Annotated in this window: 13 protein-coding genes; 4 read left to right on the top strand and 9 right to left on the bottom strand. The window is 63.4% G+C overall.

Features of this window, described 5'->3' with window-relative positions; genetic code table 11:
* Positions 1-113 precede the first annotated feature (113 nt).
* The gene (locus AD663_RS24155; RefSeq protein ID WP_053214678.1) at positions 114-2,201 is read left to right on the top strand and encodes a mechanosensitive ion channel family protein; all 2,088 of its coding nucleotides are present in this window, start codon (positions 114-116) and stop codon (positions 2,199-2,201) included.
* A gap of 129 nt (positions 2,202-2,330) precedes the next feature.
* Here the strand turns inward: AD663_RS24155 and AD663_RS24150 are convergent, their stop codons facing one another.
* On the bottom strand, positions 2,331-6,644 hold the full coding sequence (locus AD663_RS24150; protein WP_053214677.1) for a DEAD/DEAH box helicase: 4,314 nt from the start codon (positions 6,642-6,644) through the stop codon (positions 2,331-2,333).
* Positions 6,645-6,935: 291 nt separating this feature from the next.
* Here AD663_RS24150 and AD663_RS24145 point away from each other — a divergent pair, with 291 nt between their 5' ends.
* Together AD663_RS24145 and AD663_RS24140 are read left to right on the top strand one after the other, a co-directional pair.
* A complete protein-coding gene (locus AD663_RS24145) occupies positions 6,936-7,820 on the top strand; it encodes a sugar nucleotide-binding protein (RefSeq protein ID WP_003185968.1) in 885 nt (294 codons plus the stop codon).
* Entirely contained in the window at positions 7,813-8,742 is a 930-nt protein-coding gene (locus AD663_RS24140; RefSeq protein ID WP_053214676.1) for an NAD-dependent epimerase/dehydratase family protein, read from the top strand. Before AD663_RS24145 ends, AD663_RS24140 begins: the two co-directional genes overlap by 8 nt.
* Before the next feature lie 139 nt (positions 8,743-8,881).
* Here the strand turns inward: AD663_RS24140 and AD663_RS24135 are convergent, their stop codons facing one another.
* The 5 genes from AD663_RS24135 to AD663_RS24115 all read right to left on the bottom strand — a co-directional run bounded on the left by AD663_RS24135 (position 8,882) and on the right by AD663_RS24115 (position 13,125).
* Positions 8,882-9,580, bottom strand: a complete 699-nt coding sequence (locus AD663_RS24135) for an OmpW family protein (RefSeq protein ID WP_003185965.1) — start codon at positions 9,578-9,580, stop codon at positions 8,882-8,884.
* Positions 9,581-9,837: 257 nt separating this feature from the next.
* Entirely contained in the window at positions 9,838-10,356 is a 519-nt protein-coding gene (locus AD663_RS24130) for a DUF3299 domain-containing protein (RefSeq protein WP_033046312.1), read from the bottom strand.
* An 11-nt stretch (positions 10,357-10,367) separates the two neighbouring features.
* A complete protein-coding gene (locus AD663_RS24125; protein ID WP_053214675.1) occupies positions 10,368-11,633 on the bottom strand; it encodes an ABC transporter permease in 1,266 nt (421 codons plus the stop codon).
* Between the two features lies 1 nt (position 11,634).
* Positions 11,635-12,345 carry an ABC transporter ATP-binding protein gene (locus AD663_RS24120; protein ID WP_053214674.1) on the bottom strand — a complete coding sequence of 237 codons (711 nt, stop codon included), beginning with the start codon at positions 12,343-12,345 and terminating at the stop codon, positions 11,635-11,637.
* Between the two features lie 198 nt (positions 12,346-12,543).
* Complete coding sequence (locus tag AD663_RS24115; protein ID WP_053214673.1) at positions 12,544-13,125, bottom strand: DUF2796 domain-containing protein; 582 nt, start codon at positions 13,123-13,125, stop codon at positions 12,544-12,546.
* Positions 13,126-13,254: 129 nt separating this feature from the next.
* Between AD663_RS24115 and AD663_RS24110 the strand changes: the two genes are divergently transcribed.
* Positions 13,255-13,635 (top strand): hypothetical protein, encoded by a 381-nt coding sequence (locus AD663_RS24110; RefSeq protein ID WP_053214672.1) that lies wholly within the window; start codon positions 13,255-13,257, stop codon positions 13,633-13,635.
* Between the two features lie 42 nt (positions 13,636-13,677).
* Here AD663_RS24110 and trxA read toward each other — a convergent pair whose 3' ends face one another.
* From trxA to AD663_RS24095, 3 genes are all read right to left on the bottom strand, one after another.
* A complete protein-coding gene (gene trxA, locus AD663_RS24105; protein WP_003185953.1) occupies positions 13,678-14,550 on the bottom strand; it encodes a thioredoxin in 873 nt (290 codons plus the stop codon).
* Between the two features lie 196 nt (positions 14,551-14,746).
* Entirely contained in the window at positions 14,747-15,403 is a 657-nt protein-coding gene (locus tag AD663_RS24100) for a methyltransferase (RefSeq protein WP_003185950.1), read from the bottom strand.
* On the bottom strand, positions 15,400-15,864 hold the full coding sequence (locus AD663_RS24095) for a YbaY family lipoprotein (protein WP_033046308.1): 465 nt from the start codon (positions 15,862-15,864) through the stop codon (positions 15,400-15,402). The genes AD663_RS24100 and AD663_RS24095 overlap by 4 nt, the downstream gene beginning before the upstream one ends.
* Between the last annotated feature and the right edge of the window lie 13 nt (positions 15,865-15,877).

Genomic DNA, 15,877 nt, shown 5'->3' with positions numbered 1-15,877 from the left:
CCCAGCGGGAGCAAGCTCCCTCGCCACAGGGGGGTGTATTGACCTTTCGAGCGAACTTGCCCGCCCGTTATTGATCAGTTCCTTACCGATCCTGTGTAGAGGAGCCCCGTGTTTTGTCTCGATTGACCACCGTATTGCTGCTGATCTTGCTGACATTGAGCGGCACTGGCGCCTACGGGACCGCCGCCGTCCCCGGCACCTCGAAACCCAGCGAGGCCCCCGCCGAGCCCGAGCCGCTGGTGCAGGGCGGGTTGCTGGGCGCCATCAGTTCGAGCATCGACGACGTCCAGGACAAACTCGACCTGAACCAGAGCCTGGTAGATGCCTGGCGCCTGCGGGCGGACCGGGCGGCGGATGAAGTGGATCGGCTGGTGGACCAGACGTCCCGTTCGTCCTGGCGCGTGGCGGGGGATTTCCTGCTGCTGTCCGGCGTATGGATCGGGGCATTTGCGGTGATGTGGACGACGGCCCGGCTGTTGATCCGACATTTGAACCGTCGTCGCTGGCTGCGTACCCGCCAGCGCGTGCGGGACCTGCTCGGTTACCTGCTGCCCTATACCGTGCCGGCGCTGGTCTGCCTGCCGTTGACCCTGTACATCAGCCACTTCCTGCAGGTCTCGGTGGGCCGAGCGCTGGCGCTGTGCTTCGCCTATGCCACCAGCAGCGGTATTTTCTCCACGTCAGTGCTGCTCTGCGTGATCGTGATGTTCAACGCCGGCCACAAGCGCCGGGCCGTGGCGATGATTCGTCGCTTGAGCCCACGGCCGCTATTCCTGATCGGCTTCCTCGCCGCCCTCAGCGATGCGCTGACCAGCCCACAGATTGCCCGGCAACTGGGCGGCAACATCACCAGCAGCATCGCCGTGTTCACCGGTTTGTTCGCTTCGGTGATTTTCGGCTGGCTGGTGATTCGCTTGCGCCGGCCTGTGGCCCACCTGATCCGCAACCGACCGCTGGCCCAGCGCTTGAAGCAGCCGGCCCTGCAAGAGTCGCTGCGAATTTTCTCCGGGCTCTGGTACTGGCCGATCCTGTTGATGGTGCTGGTTTCGGCGGTGAGCCTGATTGGCGTCGGCGAAGACAACCAGAAGGCCCTGCGTTGCGCGTTGTTCACCACGATCCTGCTGATTGCCATGGTGTTCCTGAGCACGGTGTTCCAGCACATATTCAAGTCGCCCAAGGCTGAGAAGATCCAGCGCAACAGCGCCTACAAGGGGCGTCTGTTAAGCCTTTTGCATGCCTTGCTGCGGATTGTCATGGCGGTGGCGTTCATCGAGATCCTCGGACGGATCTGGGGGATTTCGCTGTTCGAATTTGCCTCGCGCAATGCCGTGGGCCGGGCGATCAGTGATTCCCTGAGCCGCATCGGCCTGATCTTCCTGATGACCTGGCTCACCTGGGTGGTGCTCGACACGGCCATCCAGGAAGCCTTGAAGCCGCCGCTGAACAAGCGCGGCGCCCGTCAGCCCAGTACCCGGATCAAGACCATCCTGCCGCTTTTACGTAACGCGGCAAAAATCATCCTGGTGGTGATTTGTGCGATCACCACCATGGCCAACCTCGGCATCAACGTCGCGCCGTTGCTGGCCGGCGCCGGGGTGGTGGGGCTGGCGATCGGTTTCGGCTCGCAGCAATTGGTGCAAGACGTGATTACCGGGCTGTTCATCATCATCGAAGACACGCTGTCGATCGGCGACTGGGTGGTGCTCGACTCCGGCCACGCCGGCACCGTCGAGGGGCTGACCATCCGCACCTTGCGCCTGCGTGACGGCAAGGGCTTCGTGCATTCGGTGCCGTTCGGCCAGATCAAAGCCGTGACCAACCAGTCGCGGCAATTTGCCTTTGCGTTCTTCTCCGTGCAGTTCACCTACGAAACTGACGTGGACCAGGCCATCGAGCTGATCCGCGAAGCCGGCCGCTCGATTTCCGAAGACCCGTTCCTCAAGTTCAACCTGCAAGGGCCGTTGGATGTGTTTGGCGTGGACCGCATGGACCTCAATGGCGTGGTGCTCACCGCCCAGTTCCGCACCGTGTCCGGTGGCCAATATGCGGTGAGCCGGGCGTTCAACCAGCGTTTGAAAAAGCTTGTGGATAACCATCCGGCGGTGCACTTCGCGCAGACTTATCCACAGCAGGTGGTGTTGCCCAAGCGGTTAGTGGAAGAGCCAAAAGAAGAAGGAGGAGAGGTGCCTGAGCAACCTTAATAGTTGCTGAGCTTAGTAGTGAGGCTTATGTCCCCTTCGCGAGCAAGCCCGCTCCCACACTGGAACTCCATCCACCGCAAATCAATTGTGGGAGCGGGCTTGCTCGCGAAAGGGCCAGCCCAGACACCCTCAACCTTTCTGGATCAGCTTGTTCCGGACCTCAGCCATCCCTTGAGCATCCAACTCCATCCAGAAATGCTGCTTGCCAGCAATCTGCGCCGCCACCGGCAACCCATCCCGATAAACCAGCCGATTGCTCGCCAACGCCGGCACCTTCGCCCCCGGCAACAGGGTGCCGGCCAGGTTCAGCGGATCGACGCCGCACACCACGACCAGGCTGCCATCGGTGGGGCGGCGACGTACTTCGCGCAGCACCGGGATGGCTTCGGGCAGGGCGAATTGCTCGCCTGCGAGCCCGCTGACAAAACGCCCGCCACGAATTTCGCCCCGGGCCTCCAAACGATGAAAGGTGCGCAGCAACTCGCGCCAGCTCGGCAGCCAATCGGCTTCGCGTTCCAGCAAGCGCCAGAACACCACGCCGTAACGGCGCAGCAGGGTCATGGCAATGTGTTCCAGAGTCTCGGGCGGTGTCGGCGCGGGGCGGTTGCCTTCCATGGGCGCAGGTTGGCTGCGGCGTAGCAAGGCCCAGCGCCCGGCGTCGTCCATGCCACCGACAAACGCCCCGCGCCCGCGCCGGCTGCTGCGGGCCTGGCGTTTGCTGGCGGGCGTGATCAGCGCCCGCAGGCCGGCGAAACTGTCGGCATTCACCAAGCCGGCGCCCACCAGTTCCTGCAAGGCGATTTCCAGTTCGCTGCGCAGCAGATGGGCTTCGTGCAACAGCTCATCGAAAAACAGCGCCCCGTGCTCGCTGAGGGCCAGGTGGACTTTTTGCGTCTTGGGCGAGAGTTCGCTAACCGGCACTTGCTCGGCCAGGCTGCTCCACAGCGCAACCTGGTTGCGCGGCAGCAACACCACCGGCGTGCTGCGCAGGGCGCTGGCCGAAAGCTTCTGCCGGGCGCTCAGGCGTGTCCAGACCCACTTGCCGCTGCGACACAACTCATCGAGCCAGCTTGACGAATAATCCTTGATCCGTGCGGGTAGCAAGTCGCTGTCCCAGGCCGAAGCGGCGGCGGGATAGCCCTCGAACTGGCTGATGATCGACGGCAGCACGGCGTTGCCTCGGCCTTGGGAGGAGGGCGACAGATGCTGCCAGTCGAACAGGAAACGCATGAAGTCCTGCAACATCACCGGCTCGATCTCTCGACGCAGGCGCTTGACCGTGTAGCGATGGATACGCGCCAGCAAATGCCGCTCGCACCACTCTTCCTGGCCGGTACCTGGCGTGAAGCGGCCGCGCAGCACGTAGCCTTGCTGTTCGAGTTGCGCCAAGGCCTGGGTCACTTGTGACGTCGATAACCCCAGCGGATAGGCGATGGCCATCAACGGCAGCGGGCCAAAGGCACTGAGCCGTGCGCGCAGCACTTCCACCACAGCTTCGTCGCTGCTCCAGGTTTCATCGAAACCGGCCAAAGGCGTCAAGGGCGGCTGCCATTGGGCTTGTGGATAAATCCCTTGCAGGCAGGTCAGGCGCTCCAGTGCTACCCACAGGCCACGCTCGGCGCTGATTTGCACATGGCTGGCGCGACCGCCCTCGGCCAGGGTCTGTAACCAATCGAGCCACGGCTCGTGGGCGCTGGCCTCGCTGTCGGCGATGCACGCCAGGCTCATCAGCGCTTCGTGCATTTCATCGAGATTGGTGGGGCTCGGCCAGGCCTCATCGCGAACCGACTGGATGGCTTCGGCGTCCAGTGCACCCAGGTCATCGGTGGACTGTGGATCGCTCCAGCGCCGGTTGATCACTGCCTGGGTGCGGCGTTCTTCCAGCGGTGCGTCGTCGAGAAAGGTATAGGGCCGGGCGCTGAGGATTTCTGCCGCCAGCGGCGAGGGTGCCGGCAGGTCGCGGCTGATCAGGCGGATCTCGCCCGCTTCCATGCGCCGCAACAGCGCCAGCCAGCCCTCGCTGTCCATGGCCTCGTGCAGGCAGTCGTCGAGGGTCTGCTCCACTAAGGGATGCTCGGGAATCTCGCGTTCGCCGGCGAGGTTTTCCAGGCAGGCGATCTGATCGGGAAACACGCTGGCGATCAGGTCTTCGCTTTTCATCCGTTGGATCTGCGGCGCCACTTTGCGCCCGCCGGTATAACGCGGCAACGCCAGGGCTACGCCGGCGTTCCAGCGCCAGCGCACGCCAAAAAGCGGCGCATCCAGCACCGCCTGGACCAGGATCTGCTCGGCGCTGTGGCTGTTGAGGTAACGCCAGACTTCGTCCAGCTCGAAGCTGTGGCTGGTGGACAGTGACAACACGATGGCGTCTTCGCTGGCGGCGGCCTGCAATTCGAAATTGAAGGTGCGGCAGAAGCGCTTGCGCAAGGCCAGGCCCCAGGCGCGGTTGATGCGGCTGCCGAAGGGCGTGTGGATGATCAGTTGCGTGCCGCCGGACTCGTCGAAAAACCGCTCCATCAACAACGTGTCCTGGGACGGCAAGGCGCCAAAGGACAGGCGTGCTGGCGCGAGGTAATCCACCAGTTGTTCGGCACTGGCCAGGTTCAGTTGCAAGGTGCCGGTCAGCCAATCCAGGGCCGGTTGCAGATTGCCTGGCGTGGCGCCGAGCAGTTGATCGAGCTGGGCTTGCAGGCGCGCCACGGCCAGGGACAATTCGGCGCTGCGTCCCGGGGCTTCACCGAGCCAGAACGGGATGGTCGGCGGCTGCCCTTGGGCGTCCTCGACCCGCACGCGACCGGTCTCGACGCGAATGATGCGATACGAGGTATTGCCCAACTGGAACACGTCGCCGGCAATGCTCTCCACCGCGAAGTCTTCGTTGACGCTGCCGATGTTCAGGCCCTGGGGTTCGAGCAGCACGCTGTAGTCGGCGTTGTCCGGGATGGTGCCGCCGCTGGTCACCGCCGTCAGCTTGCTGCCCCGGCGCCCGCGCAAGGTGCGGGTCACGGCGTCCCGGTGCAGGTAGGCACTGCGCACGCCCTGACGGCCATTGAGACCTTCTGCGAGCATCTGCAACAACGCCTGGTAATGCCCTTCATCCAATTCCGCGTAGGGCGACGCGCGGCGGAAGGTTTCCAGCAGCGCCTGTTCCTGCCATTCCTGGCAACTGACCTCGGCGACAATCTGCTGGGCCAGCACGTCCAGCGGCGCCTTGGGGATGTGCAAGATGTCCAGCTCGCCACGGCGCACGCAGTCGAGCAGGGCGGCGCACTCGATCAGATCGTCGCGGGTGGTGGCGAACAGGCGGCCCTTGGGCGTGCCGCCGACCTGGTGCCCGGAGCGGCCGACCCGTTGCAGGAACGCCGAGATCGAACGGGGCGAGGCGATCTGGCACACCAGGTCGACGTCGCCGATATCGATGCCCAGCTCCAGGGAGGCGGTGGCGATCAACACCTGCAACTCGCCGCGCTTGAGGCGTTGCTCGGCGTCGAGGCGAAACTCCTTCGCCAGGCTGCCGTGGTGGGCTGCGACGGCATCCTTGCCCAGGCGCTCGCTCAAATGCCGGCTCAGGCGTTCGGCCAGGCGCCGGGTGTTGACGAATACCAAGGTAGTGCGATGTTCCCGGGCCAGCTCGGCGAGGCGGTTATACACCAGCTCCCAGACGTCATTGGCCATCACCGCCGAGAGCGGCACCGGCGGCACCTCAATGTCCAGGTCCCGAGGGCGGGCATGGCCAATGTCGACGATTTCGCAGGTTCGCCCTTGTCCCACAAGAAAGCGTGACACCGCTTCGATGGGTTTTTGCGTGGCGGACAGGCCGATGCGTACCAGCGGTTCGGCGCACAGCGCTTGCAGGCGTTCCAGGCTCAATGCCAAGTGACTGCCGCGTTTGCTGGCGGCGATGGCGTGGATCTCGTCGACGATCACCGTGCGGGTGCTGGCGAGCATCTGCCGGCCAGAATCCGAACCCAGCAGCACGTAGAGCGATTCGGGCGTGGTCACCAGGATGTGCGGCGCGGTCTTGCGCATCGCCGTGCGTTCTTTCTGCGGCGTGTCGCCGGTGCGCACCGCGGTGGTGATGTGCAGGGGCGGCAGGTGCATTTGTCGCAGCTGTTCGGTGATGCCGGCCAGCGGGTTTTGCAGGTTGATCCGGATGTCGTTGCTCAGCGCCTTGAGCGGCGAGACGTAGACCACCAGGGTCTGGTCCGGCAACCCGCCCTGTTCCAGGCCGCGGTGCACCAGGTCGTCGAGCACGGCGAGAAACGCCGTCAGGGTCTTGCCCGAGCCGGTGGGCGCCGCCACCAGGGTCGAACGGCGCTGGCCGATCAACGGCCACGCCTGGGCCTGCGCGGCCGTGACCGCCGGGAATGTCTGGCTGAACCAGGCGCGGACGGCGAGGTGAAAGCCTGCCATGGCGTGGTCGGCTGCAAGGGGCAAATTCATGAGGCAGTGTATGCGGGCGGGGTGGGGAGGATGCAAGTGTTGGCTGATCTCCATTGCCTGGAAGGGCCCTTTCGCGAGCAAGCCCGCTCCCACAAAGGATCTTGAATGTGCATGCGATCTCTGTGGGAGCGGGCTTGCTCGCGAAGAGGCCATCAGGAACAACGAAACTACGGGATCCACACTTTACGGGTGACGGTTGCGCACTAAACCCGCAAAATGCAACGATTCCGGCTACGCCTGCGGGCGTTGTCGACCAAATTCTTGTGCCAATAGACTGGGCCTGCTGACTTTATGCGAATGCGCCTTATGTTACTGGGCGGCGGAAATGCCCTTGGGCAGGCGCTGATTCGCCTCGGTGCAGAAGAAGACATCGGTTTTCTTGCCCCCCGCCCGCCCGAAGACGGTTGGGATGCCGCGAGCCTGACGCAACTGCTCGACGACACCCGGCCGGACGCCTTGATCAACCTGGCGTACTACTTCGACTGGTTCCAGGCCGAAGCGGTGAGCGAACAGCGCCTGGCCGGCCAGGAGCGCGCGGTCGAGCGTCTGGCCGAACTGTGCCAGCACCACAACATCGTCCTGTTGCAGCCGTCGAGCTATCGCGTGTTCGACGGTTCCCGCGCCACCGCCTACAGCGAAAAGGACGAACCCGTGCCCCTGGGCCTGCGTGGCCAGGCGCTGTGGCGGATCGAACAGAGCGTACGCTCCACCTGTCCGCAACATGTGCTGCTGCGTTTCGGCTGGCTGCTGGACGACAGCGCCGATGGCATCCTCGGGCGTTTCCTGGCCCGGGCCGAACTGCCCGAAGCGCTGCTGCTGGCCGACGACCGGCGGGGCAATCCGACGCCGGTGGACGATGCGGCGCGGGTCATCATCTCGGTGCTCAAACAACTCGATTGCGCGGCGCCGCTGTGGGGCACTTATCATTACGCCGGCCACGAGGCGACCACGCCGCTGGCGCTGGGGCAGGCGATTCTCACCGAAGCCCGTGCGCTGCATCCCCTGGCGGTAGAAGCGCCTACGCCCCAGGCCCACGCCGCACGGCCGGACGCAGCGGAAGAACCGCAGCACGCGGTGCTGGCCTGCAAGAAAATTCTGCACACTTTCGGGATCAAGCCCCGCGCCTGGCGCGCGGCACTCCCAGGCTTACTGGATAGGTTTTATCGCCATGGCTGAAGGCCCTGTTTTAATCACCGGCGGTGCGGGTTTCATTGGATCGCACCTGACCGACGCCCTGCTTGCCAAGGGACATTCGGTACGCATCCTCGATGACCTGTCCACCGGCAAGCGCAGCAACCTGCCGCTGGATAACCCCGCTGTCGAACTGATCGAAGGCGACGTCGCCGATGCCGCGCTGGTGGCCCGGGTCATGTCCGGTTGCAGCGCCGTGGCGCACCTGGCCGCGGTGGCCTCGGTACAAGCCTCGGTGGACGACCCGGTGCGCACGCACCAAAGCAACTTCATTGGTACGCTGAATGTCTGCGAAGCCATGCGCCAGGTCGGTGTGAAGCGGGTGCTGTTCGCTTCCAGCGCAGCGGTCTACGGCAACAATGGCGAAGGCCAGTCCATCGACGAAGAAACCCCGAAGGCGCCGCTCACGCCGTATGCCTCGGACAAGCTGGCCAGCGAGTTCTACCTGGATTTCTATCGCCGCCAGCACGCCCTGGAACCGGTGGTGTTCCGCTTCTTCAACATCTACGGCCCGCGCCAGGATCCGTCCTCGCCGTATTCCGGGGTCATCAGCATCTTCAGCGAGCGGGCACAGAAAGGCTTGCCGATCACTGTGTTCGGTGACGGCGAGCAGACCCGGGATTTCGTCTACGTCGAAGACCTGGTGGACTTGCTGGTGCAGGCCATCGAAAAGCCTGAGGTGGAAGTCGGTGCGGTGAACGTCGGCTGGAACCAGGCCACGACGCTCAAGCAAATGCTCAAGGCCCTGGCCGAAGTGGTGGGTGACTTGCCGCCGATCAGCTACGGCCCGGCGCGCTCTGGGGATATTCGCCATTCGCGGGCTGACAATCGTCGGCTGGTGCAGCGCTTCAGCTTCCCCCAGCAGACGCCGCTGAACGTGGGGTTGGCGCGGTTGCTGGGCCGCTGAGTTTCCAGCAGCCACAAAACCCACTGTGGGAGCGGGCTTGCTCGCGAATGCGTTCTGTCAGTCACCTGTTAAGTGACTGACCCACCGCATTCGCGAGCAAGCCCGCTCCCACATGGATTGTGTCGCTATCGAGTCGCGGTCAGAACTTGTAACCCAACCCCACCATGTAGATCCACGGGTCGACATCGACATTCACCTTGGCCCGGGTACCGCCGGCCACGGCGTTGTTATCCACATACGCGGTGGTGTCGATGTCGATGTAGCGAATCTGGCCGTTGATCATGATGTTGTCGGTCAGCATGTAGTCAGCGCCCACTTGCCACGCCATGCCCCAGCTGTTGCTTGCGCGAAAGTTGCTGAAACCGTTGGCACTGGCTTCGCTGCCGACGTGTTCGTCGTAGATCCAGGTGTAGTTGATACCGGCGCCGACATAAGGCTGGAAGGCCGATTTGGCGTCCAGTGGGTAGTAGACCAGGCTCAGGGTCGGCGGCAGGTGCTTGAGGGTGCCGAGCTTGTTGTTGGCCGCGCCCAGGGCGGTGCCTTTGATTTTCACGTCATGCTCGAACGGCGAGGCCGCCAGCAACTCGATGCCCCAGTTGTTGGTGATCATGTAGGCGAAGTTCAGGCCCAATTGCGTGTCGCTGCTCATGGTGGCCTTGCCGCCCAGGTCGGCGCCGGCCAGCGGGCCACGGTCGACCTTGACGCTGGAGCTGTCGGCTTCAGGATTGACGGTAATGGCACCGGCGCGAACGATGATATCGCCAGCGGTATGGGCCTGGGCGATCGGGGCGGCGAGCGCGAGGGCGACGAGGGAAGCGCTGAGCAAGAACTTGTGCATGGGGGCTCCAAAGGGCATCTAAATTTGATGTCCCATCGTACGAAGCCGTCTGCCCCGGTCTTTTGACTCAGCTCAATGAGTCTTGGCCGATTAATTGACTCAGCTCAATAAATCATTGATGAGTAAACTTTGAGGGCCCTTTCGCGAGCAAGCCCGCTCCCACAGTTTGGCCGCATTCCTACTGAAAAAACGCGGTCGACTGTGGGAGCGGGCTTGCTCGCGAAAGCTATGTGACAGGCAATAAACAATAGCCGGATTCACTCCGGCAACTCATACACATAAATCTTCTCGGCTTCCATCTGATACCCGGCATCGGCCAGTTCGCTGGTGGACGGCTTGACCTGCATTGCCCCTTCGACCCAATACGGTTGGTACAACTCGTCGAGCTTGACCCCCACCTCGCTTTTCACATGCACGATCTGATTCGAGGGCGGCGGCGGCACATGGATGCAGGCGCCGAAATATGGCACCAGCAAGAAATCCGTGGTGCGACCTTCCTCGCTGACTTCCAGCGGCACGATGTAGCCCGGCAAACGGATCTGCTGGCCGTCGAGGGCCTTGACCACCGGGGCGTTGGGTAAATCCTGCTTGGCTGCCGGTGCGGCTTCGGCGGCCAGGGCATCGCTCATTTTCGACAGGTCGTGCAGCGGCGTCATGTTCGGCACTTCCGGCGGCGCGTCCGGGGGGATCATTTCCGACCAGGCCAAGTCCCTCGGCTCGGCCGCCCACAGCGGCAAGGCGACCATTAGTAACAGCGCAAGCAGGGCGCGGGGCATTTTCAACGTCCTCATAAGCGGATCGACAGGCCGTCGGCCAACGATTGGCGATAGGCGCGCCAGGCCGGCACGCTGCCCATCAGCAGGGCGGCGACCAGAATGCCAGCCATCAGCGTCCATTCATATTCGCTCGGCCAACCCAGCGGCAAGTACAAGCCATAGGCCGACTGCACGTAACCCTGGGCGGCGGCGATGCCGATGTACAGCAAGGCCAGCCCGGCGACCACTCCAGCCAAGGCCAGGGCGAAGGCTTCCAGCACCAGCAGGGTTGCGATGTGCCAGGGCCGCGCACCCACTGAACGCAAGATGGCCATTTCCCGGCGGCGCTCGTTGAGGCTGGTAAGAATCGCCGTGAGCATGCCGATCAACCCCGTCAGCACCACGAACAGCGAAATCACGAACAAGGCTTTTTCCGCCGTGCCCATCAGGCTCCACAACTCTTGCAGCGCCACGCCGGGCAGGATCGCCAGCAGCGGTTCACCCCTGAACTCATTGATCTCGCGTTGCAGGGCGAACGTGGAAATCTTGCTGTTGAGGCCGAGCATGAACGCGGTGATGGCCTGGGGCGTGAGGTCCATGTTGCGAGCTTGATCAGCGCTGATGCGACCGTTGCCCTGGGCTGGCACGCCGTTCTTCCAGTCGATGTGGATCGCCTCCATGCCGCCGAGGCTGATGTGCAACGTGCGGTCCACCGGGGTGCCGGTGCGCTTGAGGATGCCGACCACGGTGAAAGGCTTGTCGTCATGCTTGACCAGGCTGACCACGGCGACGCCATGAGCCAGCACCAGTTTGTCGCCGAGCTTGTAGTGCAGCGCCTCGGCCACTTCGGCGCCGAGCACCACTTCGAACGGGTCAGTGGCGAAAGCCCGGCCTTCGGCCAGTACCAAGTGTTGCTGGCGACCGTACTGGTAGTGCTCGAAATAAGCCTCGGTGGTGCCCATCACCCGGTAGCCGCGATGGGAGTCGCCGAGAGACATGGGGATCGCCCACTTCACCTTCGGGTTGCTGGCGAAATGTTCGAAGCTGTCCCAGCGGATGTTGTTGGTGGCGTTGCCGATACGGAACACCGAGTACAGCAGCAGGTTAACCGAACCTGAGCGCGCGCCGACGATCAGGTCGGTGCCGCTGATGGTGCTGGCGAAACTGGCCCGCGCCTCGGTGCGCACGCGCTCCACCGCCAGCAGCAGACACACCGAAAGGGCGATCGCGAATGCGGTGAGAATGGCGGTGAAGCGGCGGTTCGCCAGGCTGGCCATGGCTAGACGGAGCAAATACATCTCAAACCTCGAGTGGCGTGGCGGCGCGATTGAGATCGGCCAGCGACAGGTTGCGGTCGAACAGCGGCGCCAGGCTCTGGTCATGGCTGACGAACAGCAGGCTCGACCCGGCTTCGCGGCATTCGGCGAACAACAGCCGCAGGAAGTTTTCCCGGGCGTCGTAGTCCAGGGCCGAGGTCGGTTCGTCGGCGATCACCAGTTCCGGTTGGCCGATCAGCGCCCGAGCGGCCGCGACCCGTTGCTGTTGGCCGATGGACAGCGAGTCGGCGCGGCGTTCCAGCAGGTTCGGATCGGTCAGCCCCAGGTGAGCCAGCAAGATCGCGGCGGCTTGATCGACGCTGCCGTGACGCTGCACGGCCCGTTGCGCACGCAGCTTGGAAAAGTGACAGGGCAGCTCGACGTTCTCGCGCACCGAGAGAAACGGCAGCAGGTTGAACTGCTGGAAGATGTAGCCGGTGTGGTCCACACGAAAGCGGTCGCGACTGCCGGCACTCAGTTTGCTGAGTTCCTGGCCGAGCAGGCGGATGCTGCCACGGTCCGGTGTCTGCACACCGCCCAGAAGCCCCAGCAGCGTGGTCTTGCCGCTGCCGCTCGGGCCCTTGAGGAACAAGGTTTCGCCGGCTTCCAGGCGAAACGCCGGGATATCCAGTAGCGGTGGATGCCCGGGCCAACTGAAGCCCAGGTCGGACAGTTCGATGAGTACTTGGGTCATGTTTGCCGATTTCACAGATTGAATACCTGTGGGAGCGGGCTTGCTCGCGAAAGCGGTATATCCGTCGACATTCAATGTTGAATGTTCCATCGCCTTCGCGAGCAAGCCCGCTCCCACATGGATGTGTGGCGAACCTTGATTTTGCATCCACAGCAGATCAGCTGTAGGAGCAGGCTCCCACATGGGTTTTGCAGTAGATCAGAATTTCAGTGTGGGTGCCTTGGCCGTCACTTCAACACCTTGCTGGCCGCTCGGGCTGATCAGTTGTACCTGGATTTTCTGGGTGGCCGGGAAGGTCTTGAACAGTGTCGCCAGGTCCAGGTTCTTCAAGGCACCAGGGGCGGCGCAGGTGAACTGGTAGTGGGCGTGGATTTCACTGTGTTCGTGATGTTCGTCGCCATCGGCATCTTCATCGTGGTCGTCGTGTTCCGGTTCATCGCCAAACAACGGGCTTTCCAATTCCTGCTGGGCCACGGTGCAGTTGGCGGCAGCGGGCAGGTTGAACAATGCCAATGGCTTGTCCAACTGCGCACGGACGGCGGCGACCTTGGCCTTGTCGGCATCGCTGGTGGCGGCGTGTTCGAAGCCCACCAGGTTCATTGCCGGGCTCTCCAGTTCCAGCTCCAGGGTCTGGCCGTCCAGGGCGGCGTTCAACCGTCCGACGCCGTGTTCGTGGGCGCCGAGGCTGCCATGCTCGTGATCATGGTCATGCTCGACGGCCGCATGGGCGACAGCCAGGGGCAGCAGGGCGAACGGCAGGGCAAGAAGCAGACGACGCATGACAAGTCTCCGGAAATGAATAATGTGTTATGTAATCTTATAACGAAAGTGCGGAGAGTTTGACCGCCTGCTTGGCGTCGCGCAAGGCCCATGGGAGCATGCGCACATGAAATATTCAGGAGCACGGTGATGTTGCGGATACGCGGAACCATCGGCGAGTGGCCGGTGGACTTGTCGATCGAAATGGATGAAGGCGACTGGGCGCAGCTTGGCGCGCAGTTGCAGGCGGTCAAGCCCGACGCCACGACAGCCCCTGCGGCCAGGCCAGGGAGTCAGGACGACGCGGTGTGGCAGATCGCCAAGGAACTGCTGCGCAAGGCCGGGCAGTTGAGCGGCCCGGACCTGCTGGAACAGCTCGAAGGCCTGACCGGCAGCGCATCGGCGGGCAAACGCTTATTGGTGCGCCTGCGCCACAGCGCCGAGGTCAAGGTGTTGAGCGGCGGCGATACGCCGCTCTATAGTTGGGTGGGAGAAGAAGCTGCAAGCTACAAGCCGCAAGCTTCAAGTTAAAGCCGTCTTGCCGCTCGAAGCTTGCCGCTTGCAGCTGCTCCTCTAGTACAACGCCGCGAACAGCTTGCGGCGATAGGTCGTCACCAGCGGATGATCGTTGCCCAGCAGTTCGAATACTTGCAGCAGCGTCTTGTGGGGCAGGCCTTCGCTGTAGCTGCGGTTGCGCACGAACAGTTTGAGCAACGCATCGAGAGCCGCTTCGTATTGCTGGCGCGCCAGTTGCTGGATCGCCAGTTGATACACCGCTTCGTCGTCCTGTGGATCTTTGGCCAGGCGCGCCTTGAGGTCGGCGGCGTCCGGCAAGTGCTTGGCCAGGCCGAGGAACTGGATCTGCGCCTTGGCGCCTGCCAGTGCGGCTTTATGCTCATCGCTCTTGACCGCGTCGAGCACGGTCTGCGCTTCGTCCAGTTCGCCGCGTTCGGTCAGGCAGCGGGCATACAGGATCAAGGCCTTGGCATTAGTGTTGTCTTCACCGAGCAACACCGTGAGCAACGCTTCGGCGTCGGCGAAACGGCCGTCGTCGAACATCGCCTGGGCCTGTTCGAACGGGTCGGCGGCGGCAGGCGGTGGCATCTGCACGTGGGGTTCGAGCATCGTGCGTACCGCCGATTCCGGCTGGGCCCCGGCAAAACCGTCGACGGGCTGGCCGTCCTTGAACAACACCACCGTGGGCAGGCTACGAATGCCGAAGCGGGCGACGATGTCCTGTTCGATGTCGCAGTTCACCTTGGCCAGCAGCAGTTCGCCCTGATAGCTCTCGGCGATGGTTTGCAGCATCGGCATCAAGGCTTTGCACGGCGCACACCACTCGGCCCAGAAATCCACCAGCACCGGTTTGTGGAAGGAGTTCGCGATCACCGACTGGTCGAAATCGGCGGTGGTCGCGTCGAAGATGTAAGGCGTGTCCTGGGTCATGGGAATCTCGTAGAACGCTTGAATGGGGCAACTATACGGCTTGGTGGGGGGTGGCTGAAAGCGGTGAGGTTTTCGTCTTGTGGTGTTTGATAGGACGCCTTCGCGAGCAAGCCCGCTCCCACACGGGACCTGCGCCTGAACGCTAATTTTGTATCCACGGAGATCGAATGTGGGAGCGGGCTTGCTCGCGAAGCTTTTAGGTTCGGCTCGCGTGGTACAGGCTCACATGCCGAAACTCCTCGGGTTCGGCCAGGTCCGGTAAGGTCATGGCTTCAAGCATGTCGACGCGCCGGTACAGCGGATGCTGGAAATCCCGCACCCGGGAATCGGCCACCAGGGCCTCGCGGCCGCGGCTGAGAAAGTGGTCGAGCAGCGGCAGGTTGGCCCGGTCATAGAGCACATCGGCCACCAGGATCAGGTCGAAACGATCGGCCTCGGCGAAAAAGTCCGTCGAATAACCCAGCTCCACGCCATTGAGCGCGGCGTTGGCCCGGCACGCGGCGATCGCCAGCGGGTCCAGGTCGCAGGCCACCACCTCCAGCGCCCCAGCCTTGACCGCGGCAATGCCCGCCACCCCGGAGCCGGCGCCAAAATCCAGCACCCGCTTGCCCGCGACCCACTGCGGCTGTTCGGCCAGATAGCGCACCATCGCCAGGCCGCTGGCCCAGCAGAAGCTCCAATAGGGCGGCTCATGAAGGATGCGTCGAGTCTCTTCCGGGCTGAAGGCGCGGTCCATGTTGTCGCCATCGATCAGCCACAACTGCAAGTCGGTTTCGGGCAGCGGGCAGGTCACCAGGCGCGCATCGCCCAACAACTCACTCAACGCGTGTTGCAGGTCCTGCGGTGCCTTCATGGCGCTTTGACAAATTGCAGGGCGCCCAACGCCTGGGTGGTCGGTTGCGTGATGCGTTGCTCCGGCAAGTGCAGGATCAATTGGCCGGACTGGCTGGCGCGGCCGCGCAGTTCCACCCGGGCACCGACCGGGAAGGCTTCCGGATTGAAGCGCAGGCGAAAGGGCAGGGCCTGGTTGGTGCCGATCAGGCTGGAGCTGGCGAGCAGTTGCTGCGGACGGTCCTTGTCATCGATCACCAGCAACGCCAGTTCCACTTCGGCCCCAGCCGGTACACCTTGCAGTGTGCCGCTCAATTCACGCTGGTACGCTGGCAATGGTCCCAGCTCCGCAGCCTGGCGGGCTTTTTCCTGGGCCTGCTTCGGGGCTGGCGCTGGCGCCGGTGCGGCGGGTTTGGGGGCGTCGCTGCTGCACGCCATCAGCAGGCTGAAAAGACTGAGCAAAACGAGCGTTCGTAGCGGCATGTGTGGCTCCAGC

Origin of the sequence: Pseudomonas sp. Q12-87, assembly GCF_001269755.1 — a bacterium.
In the GTDB taxonomy this organism is placed as follows: Bacteria; Pseudomonadota; Gammaproteobacteria; order Pseudomonadales; family Pseudomonadaceae; genus Aquipseudomonas; species Aquipseudomonas fluorescens_S.
The sequence above is the reverse complement of the archived record's forward strand: the minus strand, read 5'-3'. Positions and strand labels throughout refer to the sequence as shown.

Bases quoted from the DNA above. Each gene is read 5' to 3' on its own strand.
- AD663_RS24150 (WP_053214677.1), bottom strand. From the start codon at position 6,644: ATGAATTTGCCCCTTGCAGCCGACCACGCCATGGCAGGCTTTCACCTC.
- AD663_RS24145 (WP_003185968.1), top strand. From the start codon at position 6,936: ATGCGAATGCGCCTTATGTTACTGGGCGGCGGAAATGCCCTTGGGCAG.
- AD663_RS24140 (WP_053214676.1), top strand. From the start codon at position 7,813: ATGGCTGAAGGCCCTGTTTTAATCACCGGCGGTGCGGGTTTCATTGGA.
- AD663_RS24135 (WP_003185965.1), bottom strand. From the start codon at position 9,580: ATGCACAAGTTCTTGCTCAGCGCTTCCCTCGTCGCCCTCGCGCTCGCC.
- AD663_RS24130 (WP_033046312.1), bottom strand. From the start codon at position 10,356: ATGCCCCGCGCCCTGCTTGCGCTGTTACTAATGGTCGCCTTGCCGCTG.
- AD663_RS24125 (WP_053214675.1), bottom strand. From the start codon at position 11,633: ATGTATTTGCTCCGTCTAGCCATGGCCAGCCTGGCGAACCGCCGCTTC.
- AD663_RS24120 (WP_053214674.1), bottom strand. From the start codon at position 12,345: ATGACCCAAGTACTCATCGAACTGTCCGACCTGGGCTTCAGTTGGCCC.
- AD663_RS24115 (WP_053214673.1), bottom strand. From the start codon at position 13,125: ATGCGTCGTCTGCTTCTTGCCCTGCCGTTCGCCCTGCTGCCCCTGGCT.
- AD663_RS24110 (WP_053214672.1), top strand. From the start codon at position 13,255: ATGTTGCGGATACGCGGAACCATCGGCGAGTGGCCGGTGGACTTGTCG.
- trxA (WP_003185953.1), bottom strand. From the start codon at position 14,550: ATGACCCAGGACACGCCTTACATCTTCGACGCGACCACCGCCGATTTC.
- AD663_RS24100 (WP_003185950.1), bottom strand. From the start codon at position 15,403: ATGAAGGCACCGCAGGACCTGCAACACGCGTTGAGTGAGTTGTTGGGC.
- AD663_RS24095 (WP_033046308.1), bottom strand. From the start codon at position 15,864: ATGCCGCTACGAACGCTCGTTTTGCTCAGTCTTTTCAGCCTGCTGATG.